The organism is Afipia sp. 1NLS2, assembly GCF_000178995.1.
In the GTDB taxonomy this organism is placed as follows: domain Bacteria; phylum Pseudomonadota; class Alphaproteobacteria; order Rhizobiales; family Xanthobacteraceae; genus Afipia.
The window spans coordinates 278,337-301,601 of sequence record NZ_ADVZ01000005.1 but is presented as its reverse complement, the minus strand read 5'-3'; the positions used below and the strand labels follow the sequence as shown (position 1 = coordinate 301,601).

At 62.1% G+C, this 23,265-nt stretch carries 23 protein-coding genes, 1 tRNA gene and 1 pseudogene; 10 read left to right on the top strand and 15 right to left on the bottom strand.

Going from position 1 to position 23,265, the window contains the following annotated elements:
* The first annotated feature begins 84 nt into the window (after window positions 1-84).
* The gene (locus AFIDRAFT_RS17615) at window positions 85-906 is read left to right on the top strand and encodes an isocitrate lyase/PEP mutase family protein (RefSeq protein ID WP_009341003.1); all 822 of its coding nucleotides are present in this window, start codon (window positions 85-87) and stop codon (window positions 904-906) included.
* A 33-nt stretch (window positions 907-939) separates the two neighbouring features.
* On the opposite strand, the gene AFIDRAFT_RS17610 is transcribed toward AFIDRAFT_RS17615, so the two are convergent.
* Window positions 940-1,350 (bottom strand): hypothetical protein, encoded by a 411-nt coding sequence (locus AFIDRAFT_RS17610; RefSeq protein WP_009341002.1) that lies wholly within the window; start codon window positions 1,348-1,350, stop codon window positions 940-942.
* Between the two features lie 174 nt (window positions 1,351-1,524).
* Between AFIDRAFT_RS17610 and AFIDRAFT_RS17605 the strand changes: the two genes are divergently transcribed.
* Window positions 1,525-2,454 carry a dihydrodipicolinate synthase family protein gene (locus AFIDRAFT_RS17605; protein ID WP_009341001.1) on the top strand — a complete coding sequence of 310 codons (930 nt, stop codon included), beginning with the start codon at window positions 1,525-1,527 and terminating at the stop codon, window positions 2,452-2,454.
* Between the two features lie 15 nt (window positions 2,455-2,469).
* Here AFIDRAFT_RS17605 and AFIDRAFT_RS17600 read toward each other — a convergent pair whose 3' ends face one another.
* The 7 genes and pseudogenes from AFIDRAFT_RS17600 to AFIDRAFT_RS17575 form a co-directional block, all read right to left on the bottom strand.
* Window positions 2,470-2,667: a DUF3606 domain-containing protein gene (locus AFIDRAFT_RS17600; RefSeq protein ID WP_009341000.1), complete on the bottom strand. Its 198-nt coding sequence runs from the start codon at window positions 2,665-2,667 to the stop codon at window positions 2,470-2,472.
* 124 nt (window positions 2,668-2,791) lie between these two features.
* The gene (locus AFIDRAFT_RS17595) at window positions 2,792-4,084 is read right to left on the bottom strand and encodes an MFS transporter (protein ID WP_009340999.1); all 1,293 of its coding nucleotides are present in this window, start codon (window positions 4,082-4,084) and stop codon (window positions 2,792-2,794) included.
* A gap of 398 nt (window positions 4,085-4,482) precedes the next feature.
* Window positions 4,483-6,681 (bottom strand): annotated as a pseudogene (locus AFIDRAFT_RS17590) (arylsulfatase); the annotation flags it as partial.
* A 12-nt stretch (window positions 6,682-6,693) separates the two neighbouring features.
* Window positions 6,694-6,909, bottom strand: coding sequence for a hypothetical protein (locus AFIDRAFT_RS20290; RefSeq protein WP_009340997.1), 216 nt, complete (start codon window positions 6,907-6,909; stop codon window positions 6,694-6,696).
* A gap of 65 nt (window positions 6,910-6,974) precedes the next feature.
* Window positions 6,975-7,562, bottom strand: coding sequence for an HdeD family acid-resistance protein (locus tag AFIDRAFT_RS17585; RefSeq protein WP_009340996.1), 588 nt, complete (start codon window positions 7,560-7,562; stop codon window positions 6,975-6,977).
* A gap of 61 nt (window positions 7,563-7,623) precedes the next feature.
* Complete coding sequence (locus tag AFIDRAFT_RS19890; RefSeq protein WP_009340995.1) at window positions 7,624-7,797, bottom strand: hypothetical protein; 174 nt, start codon at window positions 7,795-7,797, stop codon at window positions 7,624-7,626.
* 549 nt (window positions 7,798-8,346) lie between these two features.
* Window positions 8,347-8,423 (bottom strand) — tRNA-Arg (locus tag AFIDRAFT_RS17575).
* Window positions 8,424-8,633: 210 nt separating this feature from the next.
* Between AFIDRAFT_RS17575 and AFIDRAFT_RS17570 the strand changes: the two genes are divergently transcribed.
* Genes AFIDRAFT_RS17570 through AFIDRAFT_RS17560 form a run of 3 tightly spaced genes read left to right on the top strand, consistent with a single transcriptional unit; the run spans window position 8,634 to window position 11,637 of the window.
* Window positions 8,634-9,620 carry a Bug family tripartite tricarboxylate transporter substrate binding protein gene (locus AFIDRAFT_RS17570; RefSeq protein ID WP_009340994.1) on the top strand — a complete coding sequence of 329 codons (987 nt, stop codon included), beginning with the start codon at window positions 8,634-8,636 and terminating at the stop codon, window positions 9,618-9,620.
* On the top strand, window positions 9,617-10,114 hold the full coding sequence (locus AFIDRAFT_RS17565; RefSeq protein WP_009340993.1) for a tripartite tricarboxylate transporter TctB family protein: 498 nt from the start codon (window positions 9,617-9,619) through the stop codon (window positions 10,112-10,114). Before AFIDRAFT_RS17570 ends, AFIDRAFT_RS17565 begins: the two co-directional genes overlap by 4 nt.
* Before the next feature lie 23 nt (window positions 10,115-10,137).
* On the top strand, window positions 10,138-11,637 hold the full coding sequence (locus tag AFIDRAFT_RS17560) for a tripartite tricarboxylate transporter permease (protein ID WP_009340992.1): 1,500 nt from the start codon (window positions 10,138-10,140) through the stop codon (window positions 11,635-11,637).
* A 15-nt stretch (window positions 11,638-11,652) separates the two neighbouring features.
* Here the strand turns inward: AFIDRAFT_RS17560 and AFIDRAFT_RS17555 are convergent, their stop codons facing one another.
* Window positions 11,653-11,922 (bottom strand): PilZ domain-containing protein, encoded by a 270-nt coding sequence (locus AFIDRAFT_RS17555; protein WP_009340991.1) that lies wholly within the window; start codon window positions 11,920-11,922, stop codon window positions 11,653-11,655.
* A gap of 278 nt (window positions 11,923-12,200) precedes the next feature.
* Here AFIDRAFT_RS17555 and AFIDRAFT_RS17550 point away from each other — a divergent pair, with 278 nt between their 5' ends.
* Window positions 12,201-12,647, top strand: a complete 447-nt coding sequence (locus AFIDRAFT_RS17550) for a hypothetical protein (protein WP_009340990.1) — start codon at window positions 12,201-12,203, stop codon at window positions 12,645-12,647.
* 6 nt (window positions 12,648-12,653) lie between these two features.
* Here the strand turns inward: AFIDRAFT_RS17550 and AFIDRAFT_RS17545 are convergent, their stop codons facing one another.
* From AFIDRAFT_RS17545 to AFIDRAFT_RS17535, 3 genes are read right to left on the bottom strand one after another with little or no spacing between them, the layout of a single operon-like run.
* Window positions 12,654-13,295 carry an MliC family protein gene (locus tag AFIDRAFT_RS17545; protein WP_009340989.1) on the bottom strand — a complete coding sequence of 214 codons (642 nt, stop codon included), beginning with the start codon at window positions 13,293-13,295 and terminating at the stop codon, window positions 12,654-12,656.
* A gap of 43 nt (window positions 13,296-13,338) precedes the next feature.
* Window positions 13,339-13,827, bottom strand: coding sequence for a cupin domain-containing protein (locus AFIDRAFT_RS17540; protein WP_009340988.1), 489 nt, complete (start codon window positions 13,825-13,827; stop codon window positions 13,339-13,341).
* 14 nt (window positions 13,828-13,841) lie between these two features.
* Window positions 13,842-14,969: an S-(hydroxymethyl)glutathione dehydrogenase/class III alcohol dehydrogenase gene (locus AFIDRAFT_RS17535; RefSeq protein WP_009340987.1), complete on the bottom strand. Its 1,128-nt coding sequence runs from the start codon at window positions 14,967-14,969 to the stop codon at window positions 13,842-13,844.
* 113 nt (window positions 14,970-15,082) lie between these two features.
* Between AFIDRAFT_RS17535 and AFIDRAFT_RS17530 the strand changes: the two genes are divergently transcribed.
* The gene (locus AFIDRAFT_RS17530) at window positions 15,083-15,982 is read left to right on the top strand and encodes a DMT family transporter (protein ID WP_009340986.1); all 900 of its coding nucleotides are present in this window, start codon (window positions 15,083-15,085) and stop codon (window positions 15,980-15,982) included.
* Here AFIDRAFT_RS17530 and AFIDRAFT_RS17525 read toward each other — a convergent pair.
* Together AFIDRAFT_RS17525 and AFIDRAFT_RS17520 are read right to left on the bottom strand one after the other, a co-directional pair.
* Complete coding sequence (locus tag AFIDRAFT_RS17525; RefSeq protein ID WP_009340985.1) at window positions 15,979-17,436, bottom strand: cryptochrome/photolyase family protein; 1,458 nt, start codon at window positions 17,434-17,436, stop codon at window positions 15,979-15,981. The two genes, AFIDRAFT_RS17530 and AFIDRAFT_RS17525, sit on opposite strands and share 4 nt — an antisense overlap.
* Before the next feature lie 107 nt (window positions 17,437-17,543).
* On the bottom strand, window positions 17,544-18,203 hold the full coding sequence (locus tag AFIDRAFT_RS17520) for a peroxiredoxin (protein ID WP_009340984.1): 660 nt from the start codon (window positions 18,201-18,203) through the stop codon (window positions 17,544-17,546).
* Window positions 18,204-18,565: 362 nt separating this feature from the next.
* On the opposite strand from AFIDRAFT_RS17520, the gene AFIDRAFT_RS17515 reads away from it, so the two are divergent.
* On the top strand, window positions 18,566-19,162 hold the full coding sequence (locus AFIDRAFT_RS17515; RefSeq protein ID WP_009340983.1) for a hypothetical protein: 597 nt from the start codon (window positions 18,566-18,568) through the stop codon (window positions 19,160-19,162).
* Between the two features lie 93 nt (window positions 19,163-19,255).
* Here the strand turns inward: AFIDRAFT_RS17515 and AFIDRAFT_RS17510 are convergent, their stop codons facing one another.
* Window positions 19,256-21,166 carry an alkaline phosphatase family protein gene (locus tag AFIDRAFT_RS17510; RefSeq protein WP_009340982.1) on the bottom strand — a complete coding sequence of 637 codons (1,911 nt, stop codon included), beginning with the start codon at window positions 21,164-21,166 and terminating at the stop codon, window positions 19,256-19,258.
* A gap of 104 nt (window positions 21,167-21,270) precedes the next feature.
* Here AFIDRAFT_RS17510 and AFIDRAFT_RS17505 point away from each other — a divergent pair, with 104 nt between their 5' ends.
* Both AFIDRAFT_RS17505 and AFIDRAFT_RS17500 read left to right on the top strand, forming a co-directional pair.
* Window positions 21,271-21,570 (top strand): acylphosphatase, encoded by a 300-nt coding sequence (locus AFIDRAFT_RS17505; protein ID WP_009340981.1) that lies wholly within the window; start codon window positions 21,271-21,273, stop codon window positions 21,568-21,570.
* Window positions 21,571-21,660: 90 nt separating this feature from the next.
* Entirely contained in the window at window positions 21,661-23,262 is a 1,602-nt protein-coding gene (locus AFIDRAFT_RS17500) for a glycosyltransferase family 39 protein (RefSeq protein WP_009340980.1), read from the top strand.
* The last annotated feature ends 3 nt before the right edge of the window (window positions 23,263-23,265 follow it).

The window sequence follows — 23,265 nt, the reverse complement described above, 5'->3', positions numbered from 1 at the left end:
CGCAGCGATTACGCCGAATCTTGCTATCGGATGTCAACTGCGCATTCGCCATGATATAGCTCGGACAGACAGGAGAGAGCTTGAATGCCGATTTCGTTGGACCGCAAACGCACCATTTTCCGCCGTCTGCATGACAGCGGCTGTTTCGTTCTGCCCAATCCCTGGGATGTCGGCAGCGCACGACTGTTCGCCGCGATGGGCTTCAAGGCTCTCGCCTCCACCAGTTCCGGTTATGCGTGGTCGCAGGGGCGGCCGGACAACAAGGTGACGTGCGAGGACGTCTTGTCGCATCTGTCGGTGCTTTGCGCGGCGACCGACCTGCCGGTGAACGCCGATTTCGAGAGCGGGTTTGCCGAAACGCCGCAAGGGGTGGCCACCAATGTCCGCCGCTGCATCGAGACCGGTGTGGCCGGCCTGTCGATCGAGGACGCGACCGGCGATGCGCGCCAGCCGCTCTACGATTTTCATGAAGCCGTCGAGCGCGTCGCGGCCGCTCGCAGCGCCATCGATGCCAGCAAGGCCGATGTCATGCTGATTGGCCGCTGTGAAGGCTTCCTCACGGGCGAGACAGACCTTGCCAAGGTGATCCGCCGTCTGGTGGCTTATTCCGAGGCTGGCGCGGAATGTCTTTATGCGCCGGGTGTCACGAAACGCGAGCAGGTCGCCGAAATGGTGAAGGCGGTTGCTCCCAAGCCGGTCAACATCCTGATGGGCGCGCCGGGCCTCAGCGTCATGGAATTGGCGGAGCTAGGCGTGCGGCGGATCAGCGTCGGCGGTGCGATGGCGCGCGCCGCATGGGGCGCGGTGCAGCGTGCTGCGCACGAGATTCTGGAGAAGGGCGAGTTCGGCGAATTCGCTCATGCCGCGAAATACGCCGACCTCAATCGTCTCTTCGACGAAAAATAGACCCTCGCTCCGGATGGAGCGAGGGTCCGGTCGTTATTCGCTGCCCGATGCACCGGCAGGCGCGTTGCTGCCGGACGCAGCGCCACTGGGCGACGGTGACTGGTTAGCCGCAGGCGGCGCGGCCTTGGGCGCCGGGGCAGGCGCCGAGCCCGTGGTCTGGCCCGGATTGCTGTTCGGAGACATCTTGCCCGGCGCCGTCGTGCCGCTGGCTGACGTCTGCGCCGGCGGATTGCTGGCGGTGTCGGTCGGCGAGGTGCTGTTCAACCCGTAAAGCACGACGCCGAGGATCGCGAGCACAGCAATCGCGAACAATGCGATTCGACCGCCGCCCGCAGAGCCTTCCGCCAACTCCGGATCGGCCTGCAATTCGTTGTCCAGTGTCTGACGGCGGCGCCATTCCTCTTGATCCCGCGCCAGATCGTTCGGATCACGGTCAACAATCATGATTGTATCCTCCTCGTTGGATGCCTTGAAAAGGCAACCGCCCGGAGGGACGCCAGTTCCTGATGTTCCGAGCTTTCCACCTCTCGGATATGCGCAAGTGCGGGGTTCCCGCTGCCTTCAAATATGCTAACGCTTCGGAACCATCTCACCCTTTTGAATCCTGCCGAGATCACCATGAAACTGACCCCTGCCGCGAACGGCACGTTCACCATTGCGCCCACGCCATTCCACGATGATGGCCGGATCGATGAAGGCTCGATCGATCGCCTCAGCGATTTCTATGGCGAGGTCGGCTGCGCCGGGGTCACCGTCCTTGGCATTCTCGGCGAAGCGCCGAAGCTCGATGGCGAAGAATCCCTCGCGGTCGCGTCGCGCTTCATCAAGCGCGCAGGCAACAGGCAGGTGATTGTCGGCGTGTCCGCGCCGGGATTCGCCGCGATGCGTTCGCTCGCACACGGCGCGATGGATGCCGGTGCGGCGGCGGTAATGATCGCGCCGGTGCCGTCGCTGCGCACCGACGATCAGATCGTTAATTATTTCCGCCAGGCGGTCGAGGCGATCGGCGGCGATGTGCCGTGGGTATTGCAGGATTATCCGCTGACGCTGTCGGTGGTAATGACGCCTGCCGTCATCAAACGCATCGTCTCCGAGAACCCGTCCTGCGTCATGCTCAAGCATGAAGATTGGCCGGGTCTCGAGAAGATCACGGCGCTGCGCAACTTCCAGAAGGACGGATCGCTGCGGCCGTTGTCGATCCTCACCGGCAATGGCGGACTGTTCCTTGATTTTGAAATGGAGCGCGGCGCGGACGGCGCGATGACGGGTTATGCGTTTCCCGACATGCTGGTCGATGTCGTGCGGCTGTCGAAGGAAGGCAAGCGCGATGCGGCGCACGATCTGTTCGATGCACATCTGCCGCTGGTCCGCTACGAGCAGCAGCAGGGCGTGGGCCTTGCGGTGCGCAAGTATGTTCTGAAGAAGCGCGGCCTGCTGGCTTCCGACGCACAGCGCAAGCCGGCGTCCGGCCTGACACCCGCGGCGCGGTCCGAAGTCGATTATCTGCTGTCGCGGGTGGCGAGGTTCGACAAGCGCGCGGCGCTGTAAGCGGCGCGGTAGCTTTCAGGTGTTGAGGTGCTGGCGGATAGCCGCGACCGAAGGGCCGACCTTCGCGATCGCGTCAGCAAGATCCTGCGGCGAGACGTTGAGCCGGTAAGCCCAATAGCTCGTGGCATCCTTGTCGCTGGTGTCGATGGTGGCGGGCGCACGCACGCCGATATTGGCGGCGAGCACATCGGCGACCTTGACGAGATGGATCATGGACAGCCTCCGCCGGCAGATTATGCCAGCGAGGCATGTTCCCGAACCTCGAATTGACGGTGGCGTTAAGGAACCGTTGCGCCTTTGCCCGAGGTTTATGGTTTGGTTCACGCCTGAGGTGCAATCAAGGCATGGCCGGACTGAGCACTTTGGTCTTTCGTCCGTAAATCAGCAGCGTGGCGGCAAGGCCGCAAACGGCGGCGGCCGTCATCCACATCGCTGGCGCGGCCTTGTCGCCGGTCAGTTCGATCAATGCGGTGGACACCGCGGGCGTGAAGCCGCCGAATAATGCGGTCGCAAGGCTGTAGCACAACGAGAAGCTGACTGTGCGCACGTTCGGCGGCACCACTTCCGTCAGCGCGACCACCATCGCGCCGTTGTAACTGCCGTACAGGAACGACAGCCAGAGTTCCACTTCCAGCATGCGGGCGAAGGAGGGGCTTGCGACCAACCATGACATCGTGGGGTAGGCGGTCAGAATGGTCAGAATGGTGATCCCGGCTAAAATCGGCTTTCGTCCGATGCGATCGGACAGCGCGCCCATGACAGGCAGCCAGAACAGGTTCGAAAGCGCGATCGCGAACGTCACGATCAGGGAATCCGTGATCGAGAGCTTGAGCACGCTCTTGCCGAAGGTCGGGGTGTAGACGGTGATGAGATAGAACGACACCGTCGTCATCACCGCGAGCATCATGCCGAGAATGACGATGCGCCAATTCGATGTCAGCGAGGCGAGAATTTCCCGTATGGTCGGGTGATGCTTGCGGGCGAGGAATTCTTCTGTCTCCTCCAGCTTGCGCCGGATGACGAAGATGAAAGGAACGATCAGGGAGCCGATCAGGAAGGGGATGCGCCAGCCCCAGTCGTGGATCACCTCCACCGCGAGCGTGCGGTTGAGCGTGTAGCCAATCAGCGCCGCGACGATGATGGCGACCTGCTGGCTGCCGGATTGCCAGGCGACATAGAAGCCCTTCTGGTTGGGTGGCGCGATCTCCGCGAGATAGACGGACACGCCACCGAGTTCGACACCGGCGGAGAAGCCTTGCAGCAGCCGGCCGATCAAAACGAGGAAGGGCGCGAGCAGGCCGATGCTGGCATAGCTCGGCGTGAAGGCGAGCAGCACGGTGCCGACCGCCATGATCGACAGCGTGACGATCAGACCGATTCGGCGGCCGACCTTGTCGATATAGGCGCCGAGCACGACGGCGCCGAGCGGCCGCATCAGGAAGCCCGCGCCAAAAGTCATGAAGGTCGCGAGCAGCGAGGTGAATTCGTTATGGGAGGGAAAGAAGGCCGCTGCGATATAGGTGGCGTAAAATCCGAACAGGAAGAAATCGAACATCTCAAGGAAATTGCCGCTGGTGACGCGAAGCACGGCAATGGCCTTGGAGGAGGTGGATTGATCCGCGTGGGACATGAGCGCGATCCTGAACCTGAAGGCGGGCGCAAAGTCTGCGCCGGTTCGGGATGACCCACAAGCGGGACGGCGTTCACGCTTGGCTGAACAGGGCGGTGGCGCGCCACGGCCGATGAAGGTGGGCACTACTCCTTCGCGATTCCCCTATGATGCTGCAGCCCGCGATACGCTCCAATTGGCAAGTCTGCGATGCTTTGCCATCCAGCACTACGCATCGTGGATTCCCCGATGTTGCCGGGTGGTCTGCTTACCCTCAAATAGCGGTAATCTCGATCAGCCTCCGAGATACACGCGAAGGGCTACAAACAGACATTCGCGTTTCTCAGCGCGTGGTCTTCAGGCAGAGTGATCACGGGGCCGTACGAGCAGCCCGCAGAACTGTGGACCTCCTCACTAGTCTAGTCGCGAGCCAGCGCTCTCTGTGCTTCCATTTCGAGGGCCTCGTATGAAGCCTTTTCGACCGTGATGCCGACACCCTGGATGGTCCCGCCGTGGAATGTGCCGGGCGTCTTGTATTCGGCGCTCACGGCGTCGCCGCTGTCGTAGCCGACGCAGAGGCCGTCGCCCGACAATGTGAACTTGGCCGGCTGCGTCTTCATCGGGCCCTCAGCAACGACCTTGTCGTTGACGTACAGCTTCATGGTGCCCAAAGACTCGTGGTGGGGACCGGCACCTGTCCGCGTGAACTCCATGCCGAGCGTGTATTTTCCGGGCTTCAGTTCAACCGACGAGACGAACTTCTGCTCGGGCTTGATGCCGAGGAAGTTGTAGACATAGTAGAGCTTGTGATCCTTGATGAACAACGCGTGCCCGCCGAAGCGCGAGCCGTGAGCGAAGATCACGCCGCCAGCGTTCACATCTGATATCTCGACATTGGCGAGGATCTTGTACGAGCGATTACGCACGTTGACGGCAACGCCTTCCGGCACGGGCGCCGTATCGGGGTAATAGACGTAGCGGTCGCGAATCGGCTCTGCCGACGGGCGCTCGACGGTAAGAAGTTCGGACGCGCTGCGGTCGTCAATCGGCAGAGCAAGATTGGCTCGGGCTTCCTCGTTCCATGCCTTCTTCAGCGCCTCCAGCTTCTCGGGATACTGGTTCGCCAGGTCAGTCGACTCCGAACGGTCCGTGTCGACATGGTAGAGCTGCCACTGGTCCTGATCGAAATGACCCTTGCCGGTGAACGGGGCGTGCACCGCCGCAGCGAGCCAGCCGTCCTCCCACATCCCGCGTGTGCCGAGCATGGAGTAGAACTGCCGCTTCTTCTGCGTCGGCGCATGAGGTGCCGCATCGAAGGTGTACTTCATTGATACACCGGAGAGCGGGAACTGCTCTACGCCCCGGTACACCTTAGGCATTTCCAGTCCGACGACGTCGAGAATGGTCGGCACGATGTCCACCGAGTGGTGGTACTGGTCGCGGATCTCGCCACGCGCCTTGATGCCCTTCGGCCACGAAATGACAAGCGGATCGGCCGTACCGCCGGAGTATTGCGAGTAGCGCTTGAACATCTGGAACGGTGTCGAGAATGCGACAGCCCAACCTGTGGGGAAATGGCCGTAGGTGTCAGGTCCCCCGAGCTTGTCGAACAGCTTCATGTTCTCGGCCAGATCATCGGGATAGCCATTAAAGAACTTGTTCTCGTTGACAGAACCGTTCGGCGTGCCTTCGCCGGAGGTGCCGTTGTCGGCGGCGTAGAGCACCATCGTGTTCTCGAGCTGCCCGGTCTTCTCCAGGTAGTCGATGACGCGGCCAATCTGCGCATCGGTGTATTCGGACAATCCCGCCCACACCTCGGCCATGTGTGAGAACAGTTTCTTCTCGTCCGCGTTGAGCGTGTTCCACGGGCGAACGGCGTCGGCCGGGTTCGCCTGGGACTCCGGCAGCGGATTGATCGGCGTGAGCTTTGTGTCCTTCGGCACGATGCCCTTCTCGATCATGCGCGCCAGCACCCAGGTGCGGTAAGCTTCGTAACCGTCGTCGAACTTACCCTTGTATTTGGCGATGTACTCCTTCGGAGCCTGGTGTGGCGCATGATTGGCGCCCGGATTGTAAAACATGAACCACGGTTTCGAGGGGGTGGCGGCCTGCTGGTTCCGGATCATCTTGATCGCCTGATCGGCAAGGTCCTTGGAAAGATGGTAGCCCTGCTCCGGTGAGGCCGGCGGCTCGATGAAGTGATTGTCCTCGACGAGGTCCGGATACCACTGATTGGTCTCGCCGCCGATGAATCCGTAGTAGCGCTCGAATCCCTGGCCGAGCGGCCAAGTCTTGCGATCGCCGCCCTCGGCAACATCCTGCTCCGGCACGTTATGGTTCTTGCCGAGCCAAAAGGTGCTGTAGCCATTGTCTTGAAGCACCTGTGCGATTGTAGCGGCTTGCGGCGGTATACGACCCGCCCAGCCCGGAAAGCCGTTGGAGCCCTCCGTGATGGCCGCCATACCGTTCAAGGTGTGGTTGCGTCCCGTCAGCAGCGTGGACCGGGTCGGCGAACACAGCGCCACCGTGTGCCACTGCGTGTAGGTGATCCCGTTCTGCGCCAGCTTGTCGATGGTGGGCATGCTGATCCGGCCGCCATAGGTCGACCAGGCGGCAAGCCCGGTGTCGTCTTAGAGCACGAACAGGATGTTCGGCGCGCCCTCGGGCGCCTTCTTCGGCGTGAACGGCCCCCAGTCGGCCTTTGAATCGCGGACATCAAGATTGATGGTGCCGTTGAAATCCTTGTACGGCCCCACAGGCTGTGGCTGCTGAGCCCCCGCCGGTGCGATTGTCGCTCCAGCGGCGACTGCGAGCGAAGCGAGCAAGACGGTCCTGACTGAGTTCATATCTATAGTCCTCTCAGCAATCAGAAATATTGTTCTGCGTCAGCTCCGCGACGCGAATACCGACATCACGGACGGGCGAACTTCTTCAACCGAAACGCCAGTGCGACCATGATCGCGCCCATGACAACGGCGTAAATTCCGATGACCCAGAGCAGCGCGAGCGCACCCGCACCGGGAGCCATCATGACGCCGATGCCGAACAGGACCGAAACGACGCCACTCAGAATCAGGTACCACTCGTCGTCGATTTCCTTGCGCAGCCTGATCGCGCCGATAATCTGAAACACACCGGTCGCAATCGCCCAGCCGGCGATGAAATACAGCAGCACAAGCGCGGTAAGACCTGGCATCATGAACACGAGGAGCCCTGTCGCAATGCCAAGCAGACCGACAATGGCCAGCCACCAGCGTGGTGCAGGCGCGCCACCGGTAATGGCGGCAACGACAGCGAGCACTCCATCGATCAGCGCGAACGCGCCGTAGAACATGATCAACGTCAGGATAGTCATGCCCGGCCAGGCAAAGGCGAGCACACCAAAGATGATCGCGGCGACGCCGCGCAACAATAGCATCCACCAGTTCTTCGCCAATGCATGCACCATAACAGACCCAAGGCCGATTCCGGGCGGCCGACCGACTTGCATCGTGCTCATGACAACCTCTCTCAAATTGGTTGGAAGATGCGGGATTATCATCCCGCCCCGCTGCTTGCACTTACTTCGTCGGTTTGAACTCCATGACGCGGCCGCTCGAGCGCAGATCAGCCAATGTCTTGCCATAGCAGTCGACGCCAGCGGGCCGATTAGAAACTGTTTGGGCGGCGGTTTGCGTCGCGAGGGTAAGAAGCATTCCAGAAACGCCTGCCAGTGCTAATGGAAACTTGAACATCCCAAAATCCTCTCGTCTTGCGCTTAAGGATCCGTCCTGAGGGCGCCGGCTCTGAAAGGAGCGCAAGTCTTCAACCCGAACGACAGCGCAACCAACAACGCCAACGCGTACATGTGACAGATGGAAAGCTATCGGTGTTGACCTAGATCAACCGGATTACGTCCTCTTGATCTGAAGTTGACCGCGCGATGTCCAATCGCGTCGATTTTGCGACGTCAGCTTTAGCGTCTGCTATCCCGGATCGCCGAGCTGAAAGCCACGGGCGATCAAGCCCGCCTTGACGCGGAGCGGGCCGAGGATGCGATCGGACAGGCCGGACCGACGATCACACCGGACGCGCTCAAAACGTTTGCCAGGAGCGCCCGCAAGCGCATGCGGACCGAGAGCGGAAGTTACCGCCGCGATCACCTCCGCGCCCTCGCCCAACGCATCGAAGTCGATCAGAAAGAATTGCGCATCATGGGATCGAAAAGCGCGCTCCTGCGCACGCTAGTCGCCGCTGAAAGCGCAAAAACGGCGGGATTTGGCGTGCCCAGTTCTGTACCGAAGTGGCGCGCTCCGAGAGATTCGAACTCCCGACCCTCGGAATCGAAATCCGATGCTCTATCCAGCTGAGCTAGGAGCGCGTCTGTCCGTTAGTAAATTAGACCCCCGGCCGGCGCAAGGCGCGAGCGGTACCGTCGGCGCGGTACCGGGCGCCCCGATAGCGTAACCGCACCGACGACCAAGCCTTTCTGGACAGCGGCGATTTTTCCGGCTGATATAGCAAAGATATGTCGTGAGCGCGTGATCTTGAACCGGAGGCGGCGGCGCGGTCGCGACAGGGAGGAACACCCATGAAGTCTGGTCGAAACCCGACCCGGAGATATTTTCTTGGCGCGGCCGGTGTCGCCTGCCTGGGAATTCTCGCGGTCCCGGCCCATGCGCAGCAGCCGCTCGAACTGAAGATCATGGCGCCGGCCAATCCGGGCGGCGGCTGGGATCAGACCGCGCGCTCGATGCAGCAGGCGCTGGTCGCCGCAGGCATCGCCCGCAGCGTGCAGGTCACCAATGTCGGCGGCGCCGGTGGCTCGGTCGGCATCGCGCAGTTCGTCAATTCAGCGAAGGGCGACGGCAGCCAGTTGATGGTGAACGGCTTCGTCATGGTCGGCGCGCTGGCGATGAACAAGTCGCCGGTCACGCTCGATCAGGTGACGCCGATCGCACGGCTCACCGATGAGTATCAGGTGATGGTCGTTCCAGCCAATTCGCCGATCAAGAATTTGAAGGATCTCGGGGATGCGCTGAAAGCGAACATCGCAAAGGTGACGTTCGCGGGCGGTTCGGCCGGCGGCATCGACCACATCATGGCGGCGCTGTTCGCTGGCTCCGTCGGCGCCGACGCGGCCAAGGTGAATTATGTGCCGTTTTCCGGCGGCGGTGAATCGCTCGCCGCGATCCTCGGCGGCAAGGTAACGGCGGGCATCTCCGGCTATAGCGAGTACGAAGGCCAGATCAAGTCGGGCAAGTTGCGCGCCATCGGTATCACTTCGAGCGAGCGACGGCCCGGCATCGACATCCCGACCTTCAAGGAGCAGGGGATCGATCTGGTTCTCGCCAACTGGCGTTCGGTCGTCGCTCCGCCCGGCATCACGCCCGAGCAGAAGAAGGTTCTGGCGGACGCCATCGACCGTCTTGTGAAGTCGCCGGCATGGAAGGAAGTGCTGGCCCAGAAGGGCTGGGAGGATGCTTATCTGCCCGGCGATGCGTTCGCCGATTTCCTGAAGAAGGAGGCGGTGCGCGTGAACGGGGTTCTGAAGTCCATTGGGCTCCTGAAGTCATGATCATGGACAGCGGCGCGCAGGAGACGAAACCCGCGCGGCGCGGGGTGGATCGGGCAGGCGTCGCCATTGCGGCAGCGTTGGTGTTGCTTGCATTGGTGATCGCTTTCGACGCGATGCATATTCAGGCGAATGTCACTTACGGCATGGGTCCGGAAGCGATACCGCTTGTGATCGCGGCGGGTCTTGGCGTGCTGGCGATCGGCAATCTAGTCAATGCGCTCCGTGGCGACTTTCCCGCGCGCGAGCACATGGATTTCCGTCCTGTCGGGCTGGTGCTCGCGGGCCTCGCGGCGATGATTGCGATCATCGGTCTGGGCGGCGGCTTCATTCCCGCGATGACCGTGCTGTTCGCGGCAACCGCCACCGCGTTTGGCCGGCGCGCCATCCTCGCCGATCTCGCCATCGGCTTCGTCATCGGCACCATCATTTATATCGCCTTCAGCCGTCTCCTCACTCTCAGCCTTCCCGCGGGCCCGATCGAGCGCCTGTTCTAGGTCATCAGCCAAGGATCGTTGGCATGGATACATTCGCCGCGCTGGCTCACGGCATGGTCGTTGCCCTGCAGCCGATGAACCTCCTGTTTGCGCTGATCGGCGTGTTCCTCGGAACGGCGGTCGGCGTGTTGCCGGGCATCGGCCCCGCGCTCACTGTCGCGCTGCTGCTGCCGGTGACCTACAAGCTCGATCCGGGCGGTTCGCTGATCATGTTCGCTGGCATCTATTATGGCGGCATGTATGGCGGCTCAACCACGGCGATCCTGATAAACACGCCGGGCGAAAGTGCCTCGATGGCGACGGCGCTCGAAGGCAACAAGATGGCCAAGGCCGGTCGCGGCGGCCCGGCGCTGGCGACCGCTGCGATCGGATCGTTCGTGGCGGGAACGCTGGCGACGATCGGCCTCGCATTCGTCGCGCCTTACCTCGTGGATATCGCGGTGAAGTTCGGCCCAGAGGATTACTTCGCCCTGATGGTGGTGGCGTTCGTCACCGTCTCGGCGACGTTCGGCGACTCGCCGGTGCGCGGATTGACCAGCCTGTTCATCGGTCTGACTCTCGGCCTTGTCGGCATCGACAAACTGACCGGGCAGCCGCGGCTGTCGTTCGGTGTTCCGGAACTGCTCGACGGCGTCGAGGTGACGACATTGGCGGTCGGCCTGTTCGCGGTCGGCGAGGCACTTTATGTCGTTTCGCGGCGGCATCAGGCAGAGGAGAAGATCGAGGCCGTGCGCGGCTCGCTCTGGATGACCAAGGAAGACTGGAAGCGTTCATGGAAACCATGGCTGCGCGGCTTCGGCTTTGGCTTCCCCATCGGCGCGTTGCCGGCGGGCGGGGCTGAAATTCCAACCTTCCTGTCGTATTCGGCCGAGCGCCGTCTGACCGCGCATCCGGAGGAATTCGGCAAGGGCGCGATCGAGGGCGTCGCCGGGCCGGAGGCCGCGAACAATGCGTCCGCTGCCGGCACGCTGGTGCCGCTGTTGACGCTTGGCCTGCCGACATCGGCGACGGCGGCGATGATGCTGGCGGGCTTCCAGCAATACGGATTGAATCCGGGACCGCTGTTGTTCGCCGAACGGCCCGATCTGGTGTGGGGCCTGATCGCGAGCCTGTTTATCGCCAACACGATGCTGCTGGTGTTGAACCTGCCGCTGGTCGGCCTATGGGTCCGGCTGCTCGCTATACCGCAGCCATGGCTTTACGCCGGCATTCTCGTGTTCGCGACCATGGGTACGATTGCCGCGAAACCCTCGGTGGTCGAACTGACCATGCTGACGGGCTTTGGCGTGATGGGCTTTCTGATGCGGCGCTACGATTTTCCGATCGCGCCCGTGGTGGTGGGATTGATTCTCGGTCCGCTTGCGGAAAGCCAGTTGCGGCGCGCGCTATCGATCAGCCTGGGAGATCCGATGACGCTGGTGCAAAGCCCGATCTCGGCGACGCTGCTGGGCATCGCGCTGATCGCGCTGATCGTCCCCTTCGTGCTGAAAAATATGAGCCGCTTCAAGGCGACCGAAGACTAGCATTCAGGTTGCGTGTCAGCCCGCCACATGGACGAACTCCACGCCGATCTCGTTGCCGCGCTGCCAGACGAGGCGGCAGGGGGTGAGCTTGCGCACATCCATGGTCAGCGCGAGCGCGATCTTGCTGCCGAGCTTGCCGCCGTTCTGGACCGAGAGGCGGGCGCCGGTGGCGGACAAATCGACAATGGTGCATGGCCGCTTGGCAAAGCCGCCATCGAGAGTCAGCCAGGCGCCGAGCTGTGTTTGATGACGCGCCTTGCGCGATTCCCGTTTGAAAACAGCCATTGCTTCCTCCCTTGTTATTCAAGGTCACGGGAAGTCTTCTACCACCGGGAACTTTCTGAAAATTTGATCCAAAAGCCCGGTTAATTTGCGATGCGGATACCTTTCGTTAAGCAAACCTTGGTGCCTCCGGGCCGGGGAGCGGAAATTTCTCCAGCGTTTTCATTGCCCTGCGCCGTTGCGGCAAGCAGGCATGATTAACGGAATGCAAACACACTCCCGCCAGAGTCCTGTCGTCATTTGCCGTGGCGTTCGCACGGCGGGGTGGAATCGTTTCCTTGATGCGCGGTCTGTCGTTTCTGGTTTTGGCGGTCGTTGCCGCAGGCGCTGCGCCTGCGCACGCGACGTTGCGCATCACGCGCGACCACGGTGGTTATGTCGAGGAATACAAGGCCAAGTACGAGCGTATCCGCGCCAAGGGTGAGCGCGTCGTCATCGACGGCGTTTGCAATTCCGCCTGCACGCTGGTGTTCGGCATTGTGCCGAACAGCAAGATCTGCGTGACGCCGCGTGCCAGCATCGGGCTGCACGAGGCCTATTACGACAAGTCCTTCACCTTCGGCATCAAGGTGACGAGCGTGGAGGGGACATCGGAATTGATGTCGTACTATCCGCAGCCGGTGAAGGACTGGATTCGTCGCAATGGCGGGCTCACCACCACCATGAAGAAGATCAAGAACGGACCGGACCTGTGGAAGATCGCCGATCCGTGCCCGGAAGATTTCTGATCCGGCCTATTTGCCGGCCGGCGTCATCGTGCAGCCCATGTCCTTGCCGCCCGGTAGCGCGATCTGCGCGGCATTGCCCTTGTTCCACAGCCGGGCCTGACCTTTCGGATATTGCGCTTCATAACGCGCACCGGACCCGGACAGCGCCTGCTTCAGGACGATGGTGTCCTTCCGGCCCGCGACATAGGCGTAGCTGGGCTTGCTGTTCACGAACACCACGGTCAGCGATGTGTTGCCGTTGTCGCAGACGGCGTTGAACGGCCCGAGACTGATGCCGGCTTTTGCCGCCCGGACAGCACGTGAAACCGCGCGCAGCGCGCTGATCCGGCCGACATAGGAGTCCGCGAGGCACCGCTCCTTGTCTGTGGAGGTCATGCATTCGTTGCGCTGCTTGAGCCAGCTGTCCTGATCCTTGAGAATGTTCGGCTGCGAGACGCTTGCATCCTCGCGCGTCAATGTGAGCACGCGGGTGGTTTCGCGGTCGAGCATGGCGAGGGTGGGATTGCCGCAGATGAGTTTCTCGATCGGTGCTTCGGCCCTGGCGCAGTCGAAGCCCGCCTGAACGGCGACGGCTTGGGCGGAGGCGGGCGCGATCGCGGCGCTCCAGAAAAAAGTCGCAACGGCTGCGGGGGCGATGACGGACTTCATTTAGGGTCCTCTCGTTCCTGCGTGGCTTTGTATCGGATTGGCGCTAATCGTACGGCGTTCCGTCCTTGTGGGTAAATATCCATTTGCCGGATGCAGTCATCTTCGCCTGAAGATCATCGACGGGATAGGAACCTTCATCGCCCGCTGTGCGATCCCCGATCTCGATATACACCACGTCGGCGGCCGTACGATTGACAAGCTGGTGCGCGCGGCCCGCAGCCGGAAAGCCCGCGCACATGCCGGGTTCGAGTTCAACCTCGCCTTCGTCGGTGACGAGGGTAGGCCGCCCCTCGAGGATGTAGATGAACTCGTCCTGTTTGGTGTGCCGGTGCAGGAGCGCGGATTCGCCGCCGGGAAACAGCCGCGTCAGGTTCACGCCGAAGTTCTTCAGGCCGAACTGATCGCCGAGCTGACGTTTCTCGCGCTTCAACATGCGTGAAAAGAACGGCTCGGGATAATTCGATGGTTTCGTGCGAGGCGGAACATCCGTCGCCACGAGCGCGAGAGGAGAGGATTTCGCGGAGTCGCCCATGCCGTTGCCTGCAATCAGAACGTCACCACGCCGCGGATCGATTCTCCGCGTTTCATCAGATCGAACGCCTTGTTGATGTCGTTGAGCGGCATCACATGGGTGATCATCGGATCGATCTGGATTTTTCCCTGCATGTACCAGTCGACGATCTTCGGCACGTCGGTGCGGCCGCGCGCGCCGCCGAAGGCGGTGCCTTTCCAGGTGCGGCCTGTCACAAGCTGGAACGGGCGGGTCGAGATTTCAGCGCCTGCGGGGGCAACGCCGATTACGATCGACTGGCCCCAGCCGCGATGGCAGGCCTCCAGCGCCTGTCGCATCACCGTGACATTGCCGGTGCAATCGAAAGTGTAGTCCGCGCCGCCGATCTGGTCCGCGCCGGATTTGGTCATATCGACGAGATAGGGCACGAGGTCCTTGCCGATTTCCTTCGGGTTGACGAAATGCGTCATGCCGAAGCGTTCGCCCCACGCCTTGCGGTCGTTGTTGAGGTCGACGCCGATGATCATGTCGGCGCCCGCAAGCCGCAGTCCTTGCAGCACGTTCAGGCCGATGCCGCCGAGGCCGAACACGATGGCCTTTGCGCCTTGCTCGACCTTGGCGGTGTTGATGACCGCGCCGATGCCGGTGGTGACGCCGCAGCCGATATAACAGACCTTGTCGAAGGGCGCGTCCTCGCGGATTTTGGCAACCGCGATTTCCGGCAGCACGGTGTAATTCGCGAATGTAGAGGTGCCCATGTAGTGGTGCACCGGCTTGCCTTGAAACGAGAAGCGCGAGGTGCCGTCCGGCATCAGGCCCTGACCCTGCGTCGCGCGGATCGCGGTGCAGAGGTTGGTCTTGCGCGACAGACAGGAGGGACACTGGCGGCATTCCGGCGTGTAGAGCGGAATGACATGATCGCCCTTCTTCACGCTGGTCACACCCTTGCCGACATCGACCACGATGCCAGCGCCTTCATGGCCGAGGATGGCGGGAAAGAGCCCTTCGGGGTCCGCGCCGGACAGCGTGAATTCGTCAGTGTGGCAGATACCGGTCGCCTTGATCTCGACCATGACTTCGCCCTCGCGCGGGCCTTCGAGTTGCACGGTGGTCACTTCCAGCGGTTTTCCGGCGGCGATGGCGAGAGCGGCGCGAACGTCCATATCGAAGATCCTTGGAGTAGGTAGGGGGATGACGCTTTTGTTACGCGGGGGCAGGACGCCCCGCAAATTGGCTGATTGCCTCCCAGCATAGGTTCGGGCAATCAGGACGGCAAATGAATCAGAGATGGGACGATCTGGCCGCGCGCGCTGCGCCAGCGGTATTTGTCGTGCTGTGGAGCTCGGGCTTCATCGGCACGAAGTATGCCGTCTCGGGCGCGGAGCCCTTGACCTTTCTCACCATCCGCATGGCCTATGTCGTGGTGCTGCTCGCGATCATCATCGCGATCTGGCGGCCGAAATGGCCGAGCCCGAGGGAGGCCGCGCACAGCGCGGTCGCGGGCCTTCTGATCCATGGCTTCTATCTCGCGGGCGTGTCGATCGCGATCTATCACCATGTGCCGGCCGGATTGTCGGCACTGATTCCAGGGTTGCAGCCGATCCTGACCTCGACGCTCGCCAACCGCTGGCTCGGCGAGCGCGTGACGCCGTTGCAATGGGGCGGGCTGCTGCTCGGTCTTGTCGGCGTGCTGCTGGTGCTGAAATCCCGTCCGATGACGGGCGAGGTCGGGTGGGGCTGGTTCGCAACCTGCGTGGCATTGGTCAGCATCACCATCGGCACGCTCTATCAGAAGCGCTTTTGCGGCAATATCGACTGGCGCACCGGCAACACCATCCAGTTCGTCACCAGCGGCATTCTCTACGCCATCGGCGCGTGGCTGTTCGAGACGCGCGTGGTGAACTGGAGCATGGAATTCATCCTCGGCGTGAGCTGGCTTGTGGTCGCGCTGTCGATCGGTTCGATCAGCGTGCTGTACTGGCTGATCCGCCGCGCAGCGGCGACGCAGGTCGCAAGCCTGTTTTATCTCGTGCCCGCGACCACGGCGCTCATGGCCTATGTGCTGTTCAACGAGCGGCTCGATGTTCTCGGCATCGTCGGCATGGCGATCTGCGCCGCCGGCGTGTTTCTGGTGAACAAGCCAGACCGAAGGCCCGAGGTTTCGCCGGGCAGCTAGCGCCGGGTTCTGCGGTAAGCCGCCAACGCCCGCTCGCGCGCGTCTTTGTGATCGACAATCGGCTCGGGATAAGTCTTGCCGAGCGTGACCCCTGCCGCCGCAAGCTCCATCGGCGTGGCCTCCCAAGGCTTGTGGATGAGCGCAGGCGGCAGCTTCGAAAGCTCCGGCACCCAGCGAGCGACATAGGCTCCGTCCGGATCGAATTTCTCGCCCTGCAAAATGGGATTGAAGATGCGGAAGTAGGGTGCGGCGTCCGCGCCGCAGCCCGCGACCCATTGCCAGTTGCCGGGATTGCTGCCGGGATCGGCATCGACCAGCGTGTCCCAGAACCACTGTTCGCCGTCGCGCCAATCGAGCAGCAGGTGCTTGACCAGAAACGAAGCCGTCACCATGCGGATGCGGTTCTGCATCGCGCCGGTGTGCCAGAGCTCGCGCATTCCCGCATCGACGATAGGGTAGCCGGTGCGACCCTGCTGCCAGGCGCGCAACGCCTTCGCATCGCGCCGCCAAGGAAAATCGTCGAACGAGGATTGCAGATTGTGCCGGTGCAGATCGGGATGATCGAACAGCAGATGGCGGCAGAATTCCCGCCAGCCGAGTTCGGAGAGGAATTTCTCGATATCGCGGGACAGCGCGGGATGCCGTTCGGCGGCGAAGCGCGCGGCATGAAACACCTGGCGGGGCGAGATTTCGCCGAACCGCAAATGCGGCGACAGATGCGAGGCGTGATCCTTGCCGGGAAAATCGCGGCCCTCCGCATAGCCCTTGATCGCGCCGTCGAGAAAATCGTGCAGCCGCCTGTGCGCACCGGCTTCGCCCGGCGTCCATGTTTCCCTGAAGCCGCCCGCCCAGTCTGGGCGCGTGGGCTCGAGTTGCCAGTCTTCCAGATTTTCGCTTTTGAGCGATACGACCGGCGGCGGCAGTTTCCTGACCGCGGCAAGTGGGCGGGGTGGCTCGCCTTGCGCCCGCACGCGCTTCCAGAACGGCGTGAACACACGCAAGCCGTGGCCTTCTTTGTTGCGGATGCTTTGCGGAGACGCGAGCAGATCGCTCGCGCTGACATGGACTTCGACGCCGATCTCTTTCAGAGCCTCGGCGACGTCGCGGGCGCGTGCAGCCTCCGCCGAGACCTCGCTGTCGATCCAGAACACGGCTTTTGCATTCGCTTCGCGCGCAAGTTTCGGCAAAACCTCGTGGGCATCGCCTCTGCGAAGCACGAGGTGCTGGCCGAGCTTTTTCAGGTCTGTGTCGAGCGCGCGAAGAGAATTCGCCAGCCACCATTGCGCGGCGGCACCGAGGGAGCGAGGGCCATGCTTTCCGGTTTCCGTATCGTCGAGGACGTAGAGACAGATCAGGGTGGCCCCGGCATCTCTTGCCGCGATCAGGGCGGCGTGGTCGGACAGGCGCAGATCGTCGCGAAACCAGACGATGGCGGTGGCGGCGGGTGCATTCATCGGTGGTCGGCTTTACCTGTAATGAGACAGGCTAGGACTGTACCGTTAAAGTCCAAAAATAAAAAAGGGACGCCGAAGCGTCCCTTTTTGTCTCGAGTTCGCTGCCGTTATTTCGGCTGTTCGACGATGCGGAAGTAGGGCTTCGGTGACTTCCAGCCCTTCGGAAATTTCTTCTTGGCTTCTTCTTCCGGCACTGCGGCGGAGAAGAACACGTCGTCGCCCTGCTTCCAGTCGGAAGGGGTCGAGACGCCGTGCTTGGCGGTGAGCTGCAGCGAGTCGATGATGCGCAGCACTTCCTGCCAGTTGCGGCCGGTGCTCATCGGGTAGATCAGGACCGTCTTGATGGTCTTGTCCGGGCCAATCACGAAGATGTTGCGCACGGTCTGGTTATCGGCCGGGGTGCGCTTGTTGACGTCGCCGGAGGTGCTTTCCGGCAGCATGCCGTAGAGCTTGGCGACCTTGAAATCGACGTCCGCGATCAGTGGGTAGTTCGGAGCGACGCCCTGCGTTTCCTCGATGTCCTTGGCCCACAGGTGATGCTTGTCGGTCGGGTCGACGCTAATGCCGATCAGCTTGACGCCGCGCTTGTCGAACTCCGGCTTGAGGCGGGCGACAGCGCCGAGCTCTGTCGTGCAGACCGGCGTGAAATCCTTCGGGTGGGAGAAGAACAGGCCCCAGCTATCGCCGAGCCATTTGTGGAAGCTGATATGGCCTTCGGTGCTCTCAGCTTCGAAATCGGGGGCCTTGGCACCAATCGATAAAGTCATCGTGACGTCCTCATGTCGTGGGTTCTTGAAAAAGGCCCTTTGGATATAGGCCTCCCGCCACATAAACGAAATGGTGCGGCAAAAAGGACAATATCCTTCTTCTCTCCGCTCGATCGGAGCAAGGCCATTCTAGTCGTGCGTAACAATTTGAAACAACACGACTGCGTGTTTTTATTCAAATGCCCTGAATTAGCCCCGGCAGCGCCCCACGTGCGCCTATCCGGTTTGGGAAATGAACCTGACCGCCGGTGAGTGTGACCAAAAAGCAAGCCCGGCGACTAACGAATGCCGCCCCGGCGTTCATTAACGCAACGTTAAGCCCCGTCAGCAAATGCTACGGAAGTACCCAGCGAGTTAGTACCATGTCTATCCAGGACAGCCCCGCCGATCTCTCCGAACTCATCCGTCAGGTTGAAACGCTGCAAAGCGATGCCGCCAGGGCCTCCGCCGTCAGCGCGCTGGGCATGGTACGGGACGGGGTGATCACCGGCGAGGGGCCGACCACGCTGGGCCGCATTCATTTCTCCCGTTCGCTCGACGCCGATGACGCCGCCTGGTGCGCGCGCATCCTGACCGCGGCTGGGGTGCGCGACATTCCGGTCAGCCGGGCCGAAGTCGAAACGCTTTTTCAGATCGGCGAAGCTGGTGCAGATCGCTCCGACGATGGCCGGTTCGACGATCTCCTCGCCAAGGCCGTGGTCCATCACGCCGCCGCTGCTTCCGGCTTGCCGGTGCCGCCGCGCTCGGTCGCGCTGCAGCCGGGCACCGCAATCGAGAGCTGGGCGCCGACCACTGCGGTGGGCGTCAATGTCGAAGTGCTGGAGTGGATCGCGGCGCAGATGCGCGGCAAGCGCCGCAGCAACCGCGTCCTGAAAACGCTGGTCGCTGCCTGCCTGATCGGGGCCGCGACGTTGCCGCTGGTGGCTGCGCTCCCGGCTGTGATCGACCTCGCGACGTAAGCGCCGCGCTATTTCGAATGACAAAAAACGCCGGATCGGTTCAGCCGATCCGGCGTTTTCTTTTTTGAAGTCGCCAGAAATGGCGACAGGCAGTTAGCGCGCTGCGTTGGCGTGCTTCTTGTTTGATTTCTCGGCGGTATCGACCGGATCAAGCCCGAGCGTGCGGCCGGGGAAACCCGCGACATCGAAATAACGCTGACCAAGAACGCGCTGATACTGCACCACGGTCCGCAGCCCGTTATCGCTCGGCTTTGACATCAGCCGGCTGGTGACGGCGGCCTTCGGCGTGATGCCGTTCGGGATCGCTTCCGAGAGCACACGGCCCATCAGTCCGCCATTGGCTGTCGAACGCAGGCCGAGAATCTGCGCGATCGTCATGCCGACATCGGCGTTGCTGGCGGGCAGGGCATCGACATAGCCGGTTTTGAAGTCGGGACCGATCGCCGCCATGAAGTTCATGGTGTCGGCGCGGCTGAAATTGCCGTGCATGCCTTGTCCCTGCTGTAGGCGCGTGTCGCAGACGGTGACGCCGCACAATAGCGGATCGCCGCAATCGGTGGCGTAGGACCGGAAGTTGATGACGATGGCCGGATGCGGCGTGACGCCCGCACCCTTCAGATTGATGGCGGACAACGGCAGCGTGCCCGGAATGCGGCCAAGCTCGTCATGCACGAACAGGCCACTGACGTAATCCTGCTTCAAAAGTGCTGCGACGATCCTGCGCGCCAGCGCCTTGTTCGCCTTTTTGCCTTTCCTGCCGGTTCCCGGAATGTAAACGAGGTCCGAGCCGCCATTGGCCGCGACGATTGCGGCGGGATGCGCAGCGTCCTTGCCGAGCAGGCCGTTGCCGAGGCGGGGATAGGTGTTCGCCGCGACGGGTGCGTTGTTGCTGTCGGGGTCGAGCAGCGGAAGATCGAGCGCCCTGGCGAGATCGAGCGCGACGAAGCCCGGAGGCAACTGGCCTTTGGGAACATCTTTATACTCGCCCTTGGCGGCGGCGCTGGTCGTGCTGTCCTTCGAGATGGTCGAGAACCCGTGATCGGCCGAGACGACGATGTTGGTGCTGGCATCGAGACCCAGATCCTTCAGCGCTTGCCGGACCTGCGCGAGGTTGTTGTCGGCATTTTTGATCGCGGCGAGCGAGGTCGGGCCGTTGATGCCGGGCGTCAACTGCCCGAGGCTGTCGCCCTGATTGTGTTGCGTGCCGTCGGGATCGCGCGACCACAGCACCAGCACGAACGGCTTGTTGCGCGCCTTGAACATCGGCAGCACCGCTTTCGTCACAACATCGGTGAAATATTGCTGCTGGTCGACGTTGGCGATGGTGGTGCCGGGTTTCTCGGAACTGCCAGCCTTGCCGTTGTCGCCGCGCGATGGCGTTTTCAGCGGCAGGTTCGCGGCTTCGATTGCCTTCCTGATTTCGTCGGAGAGCGGAATGCCGAGATCCTTGCCATCCTTCGATGCGCCGGTCTGGTCATCAATGACAATGGTCTTGGCGCCGCTGCGCTCGGTGTGATCGAACATCAGCGTGGGGCCGAGCTTGCCGATCGCGGCAGTGGAGAATCCGGCGCGGCGGGCGCTCGCGAGGATCGTTTCCTCGTTCAGATAATTGCCGCCGAAATGGTCATCGACGTCGCCGAGGATCGGATCGTTTTCCAGAAACGGCGTCATGCTGCCGTGCGCGGCGCCGACCGGATATCCGGAATAGATCGTGTTGCTGTAGATGCCGGTATCGCCGAGGTAATGCCCGGTCGCCATGCCCGAGGAGTTCGGCATGGTGAAGGTCGGAAACAGCGAGTGGGGATTCTTGAAGTTAACCCCAGTGTCGCGCAGCGCTGCCATCGCGGGCGCGGTCTCCGGCGTGACTTTCAGTGCGCGCAGGCCATCCGGCACAAACAGGATCAGATTGTGCGGCGTGGCGTTGGCGGCATGGCTTGCGGACGAAAAGGCAGACAGCAGACCGGCAATGGCAAGGCTGAGCGGCAGCGAAACGCGGGCGCGCATGAAATTCTCCTGAGGGGATGAAAACAAGCGCGTCCGGTGTAGGTTCTCTCCATGACAGTCTTGTTACAGGCGCGGGGCCTCACACAGAACAAACGGGACCGCTGATGGCGCGGACGATCAGGCATCTTCTCATTCATGGCCGGGTGCAGGGGGTCGGCTTCCGGGCCTGGGCGCAGGACACCGCCGAGGGTCTCGGGGTGGAGGGATGGGTGCGCAACCGCCGGGGCGGAGAGGTCGAAATGTTGATCGCCGGATCGCCGCAGGCCGTCGCCGCGATGGCTGAAGCGTGCCGCCATGGCCCGTCTTTCGCCCACGTCCGCCGGGTCGAGGAGCGAGAGGCGCGGGAGGACGAATTGCGGCTTCACGGAGCGGAAGGGGGTTTTGCTGGCCTGCCAACGATTTAAGGGAATGTGAGGGCTAAAATCGAAGGCAGCTTGTCAAGCCGCCGCGAAGCATCTAGCACTGGGACGATATTCCTTTATTTGTTGGCTGTCGTGGACACTCCTCCGCTTTTGGCTCCCCGCTTCCGTGGCGTCCGGGCAGGCATTGCCTGCTGGCTCGACGGCATCGAGACCGGCTGGTCCATTCCGGCGTTGCTCCTTGGCTTCGTCGCGCTCTCGACGCTGATTTTCTGCATCGCCTGCATCCACGGCAATCTGCACATGGACGTTCTGGAGACGTGGTCCGTGGGGCGGCACCTCGCCTGGGGATTCTGGAAGCATCCGCCGCTGATGGGATGGGTGGCTCACGGCTGGATGGATATCTTTCCGCTGACGGACTGGTCGTTTCGTCTGCTGGCGCTGGCCAACGCCGGGCTGGCGCTGTTCGCGGTGGATCTGATTGCGCGCCGCTTCGTGCGCGGCGACAAGCGGGCCGTGATCCTGTTCCTGCTGCTGTTGACGCCGGTCTATCAATTCCATGCCGAGAAGTTCAACGCCAACAGTGTGCTGCTCGCGGTGTGGCCGCTGGCGACCTATTGCTTTCTGCGTTCATTCGAGGAGCGCACGGCAGGCTGGGCGGCAGCGGCGGGCTTTTCGTGCGCGTTGGCGATGCTCGGCAAATATTATTCGATCTTCCTCCTCGCAGGATTTGTGGTCGCCGGCATTCTTCACCCCGACCGCGCACGATATCTGCGCTCAAAAGCGCCGTGGATTTCGCTGGTGTGCGGACTGGCCGGGATCGCGCCGCATATCTACTGGTTGTGGGAGAATGATTTCGGGCCCTTTCACTACGCCGTAGAGATGCATATTGATCGGAAGGGTGTCCACTCGATCAAGGACGCTGCCGTTTTTGCTCTCACCAATGCGGCCTATCTGCTCCTGCCAGCCATCAGCCTTGCGGTGATGCTCCGTTCGCAATGGCGGGAGTGGGGACGCAACCTGAGGCATCTTTCACCCGGTTTGCTTCTGTTGCTGCTGATTTTCGCCACGAGCTTCATCCTGCCGATGCTGCTCGTCGTGATGCTCGACAGCGATCTGCCGGCGACGTGGCATTTCCAGGGCCTGTTCTTCGTTCTGTTGATTGCGGTGTGCGCGCTGCGTTTCGAGATTCCCCGCGTCGAAACGGTCAACCTTGCGACCATGGTGGGCGGCCTGTTTCTGTGTGCGTTCCTTGCGTCGCCGTTGTATGCGCTTTATCGGAACGCCAACCCCAATCCGGGCGGCCGGGATTTTTATCGTGAGGCTTCCGACAGGCTGACGGCTGCGTGGCATGAGGCTTCCGAAACGCCGCTTGCGCGTGTCAGCGGCGATGACGGGTTGGCTTTCGCCACGGCGTTCTACAGCCCGGATCATCCCGTCTACAGCCGTCCTTTTGCCTATCAGCATATCTGGGGCATGCCGCGCGACAGCACCTTCGCAAAAGGCTGGAGCGCCATCTGTTTTGTGACCGATGCCGCCTGCGATCAGTGGATGACGCAGATCGTGCAGAAAGTTCCGCGCGCCCATCGCTGGACCTTTCCCGTACAGCTCTCCCTGTGGGGAATCAAAGGCGCGAACCGCGAAGTGGCTGCGATCATAATCACGCCTCTTGCGAAGCCAGAGGAGGACGAGACGCCAGCGGAGCGGCTCGACGATGTCGGAGCCCGCAGGCGCTAAAGA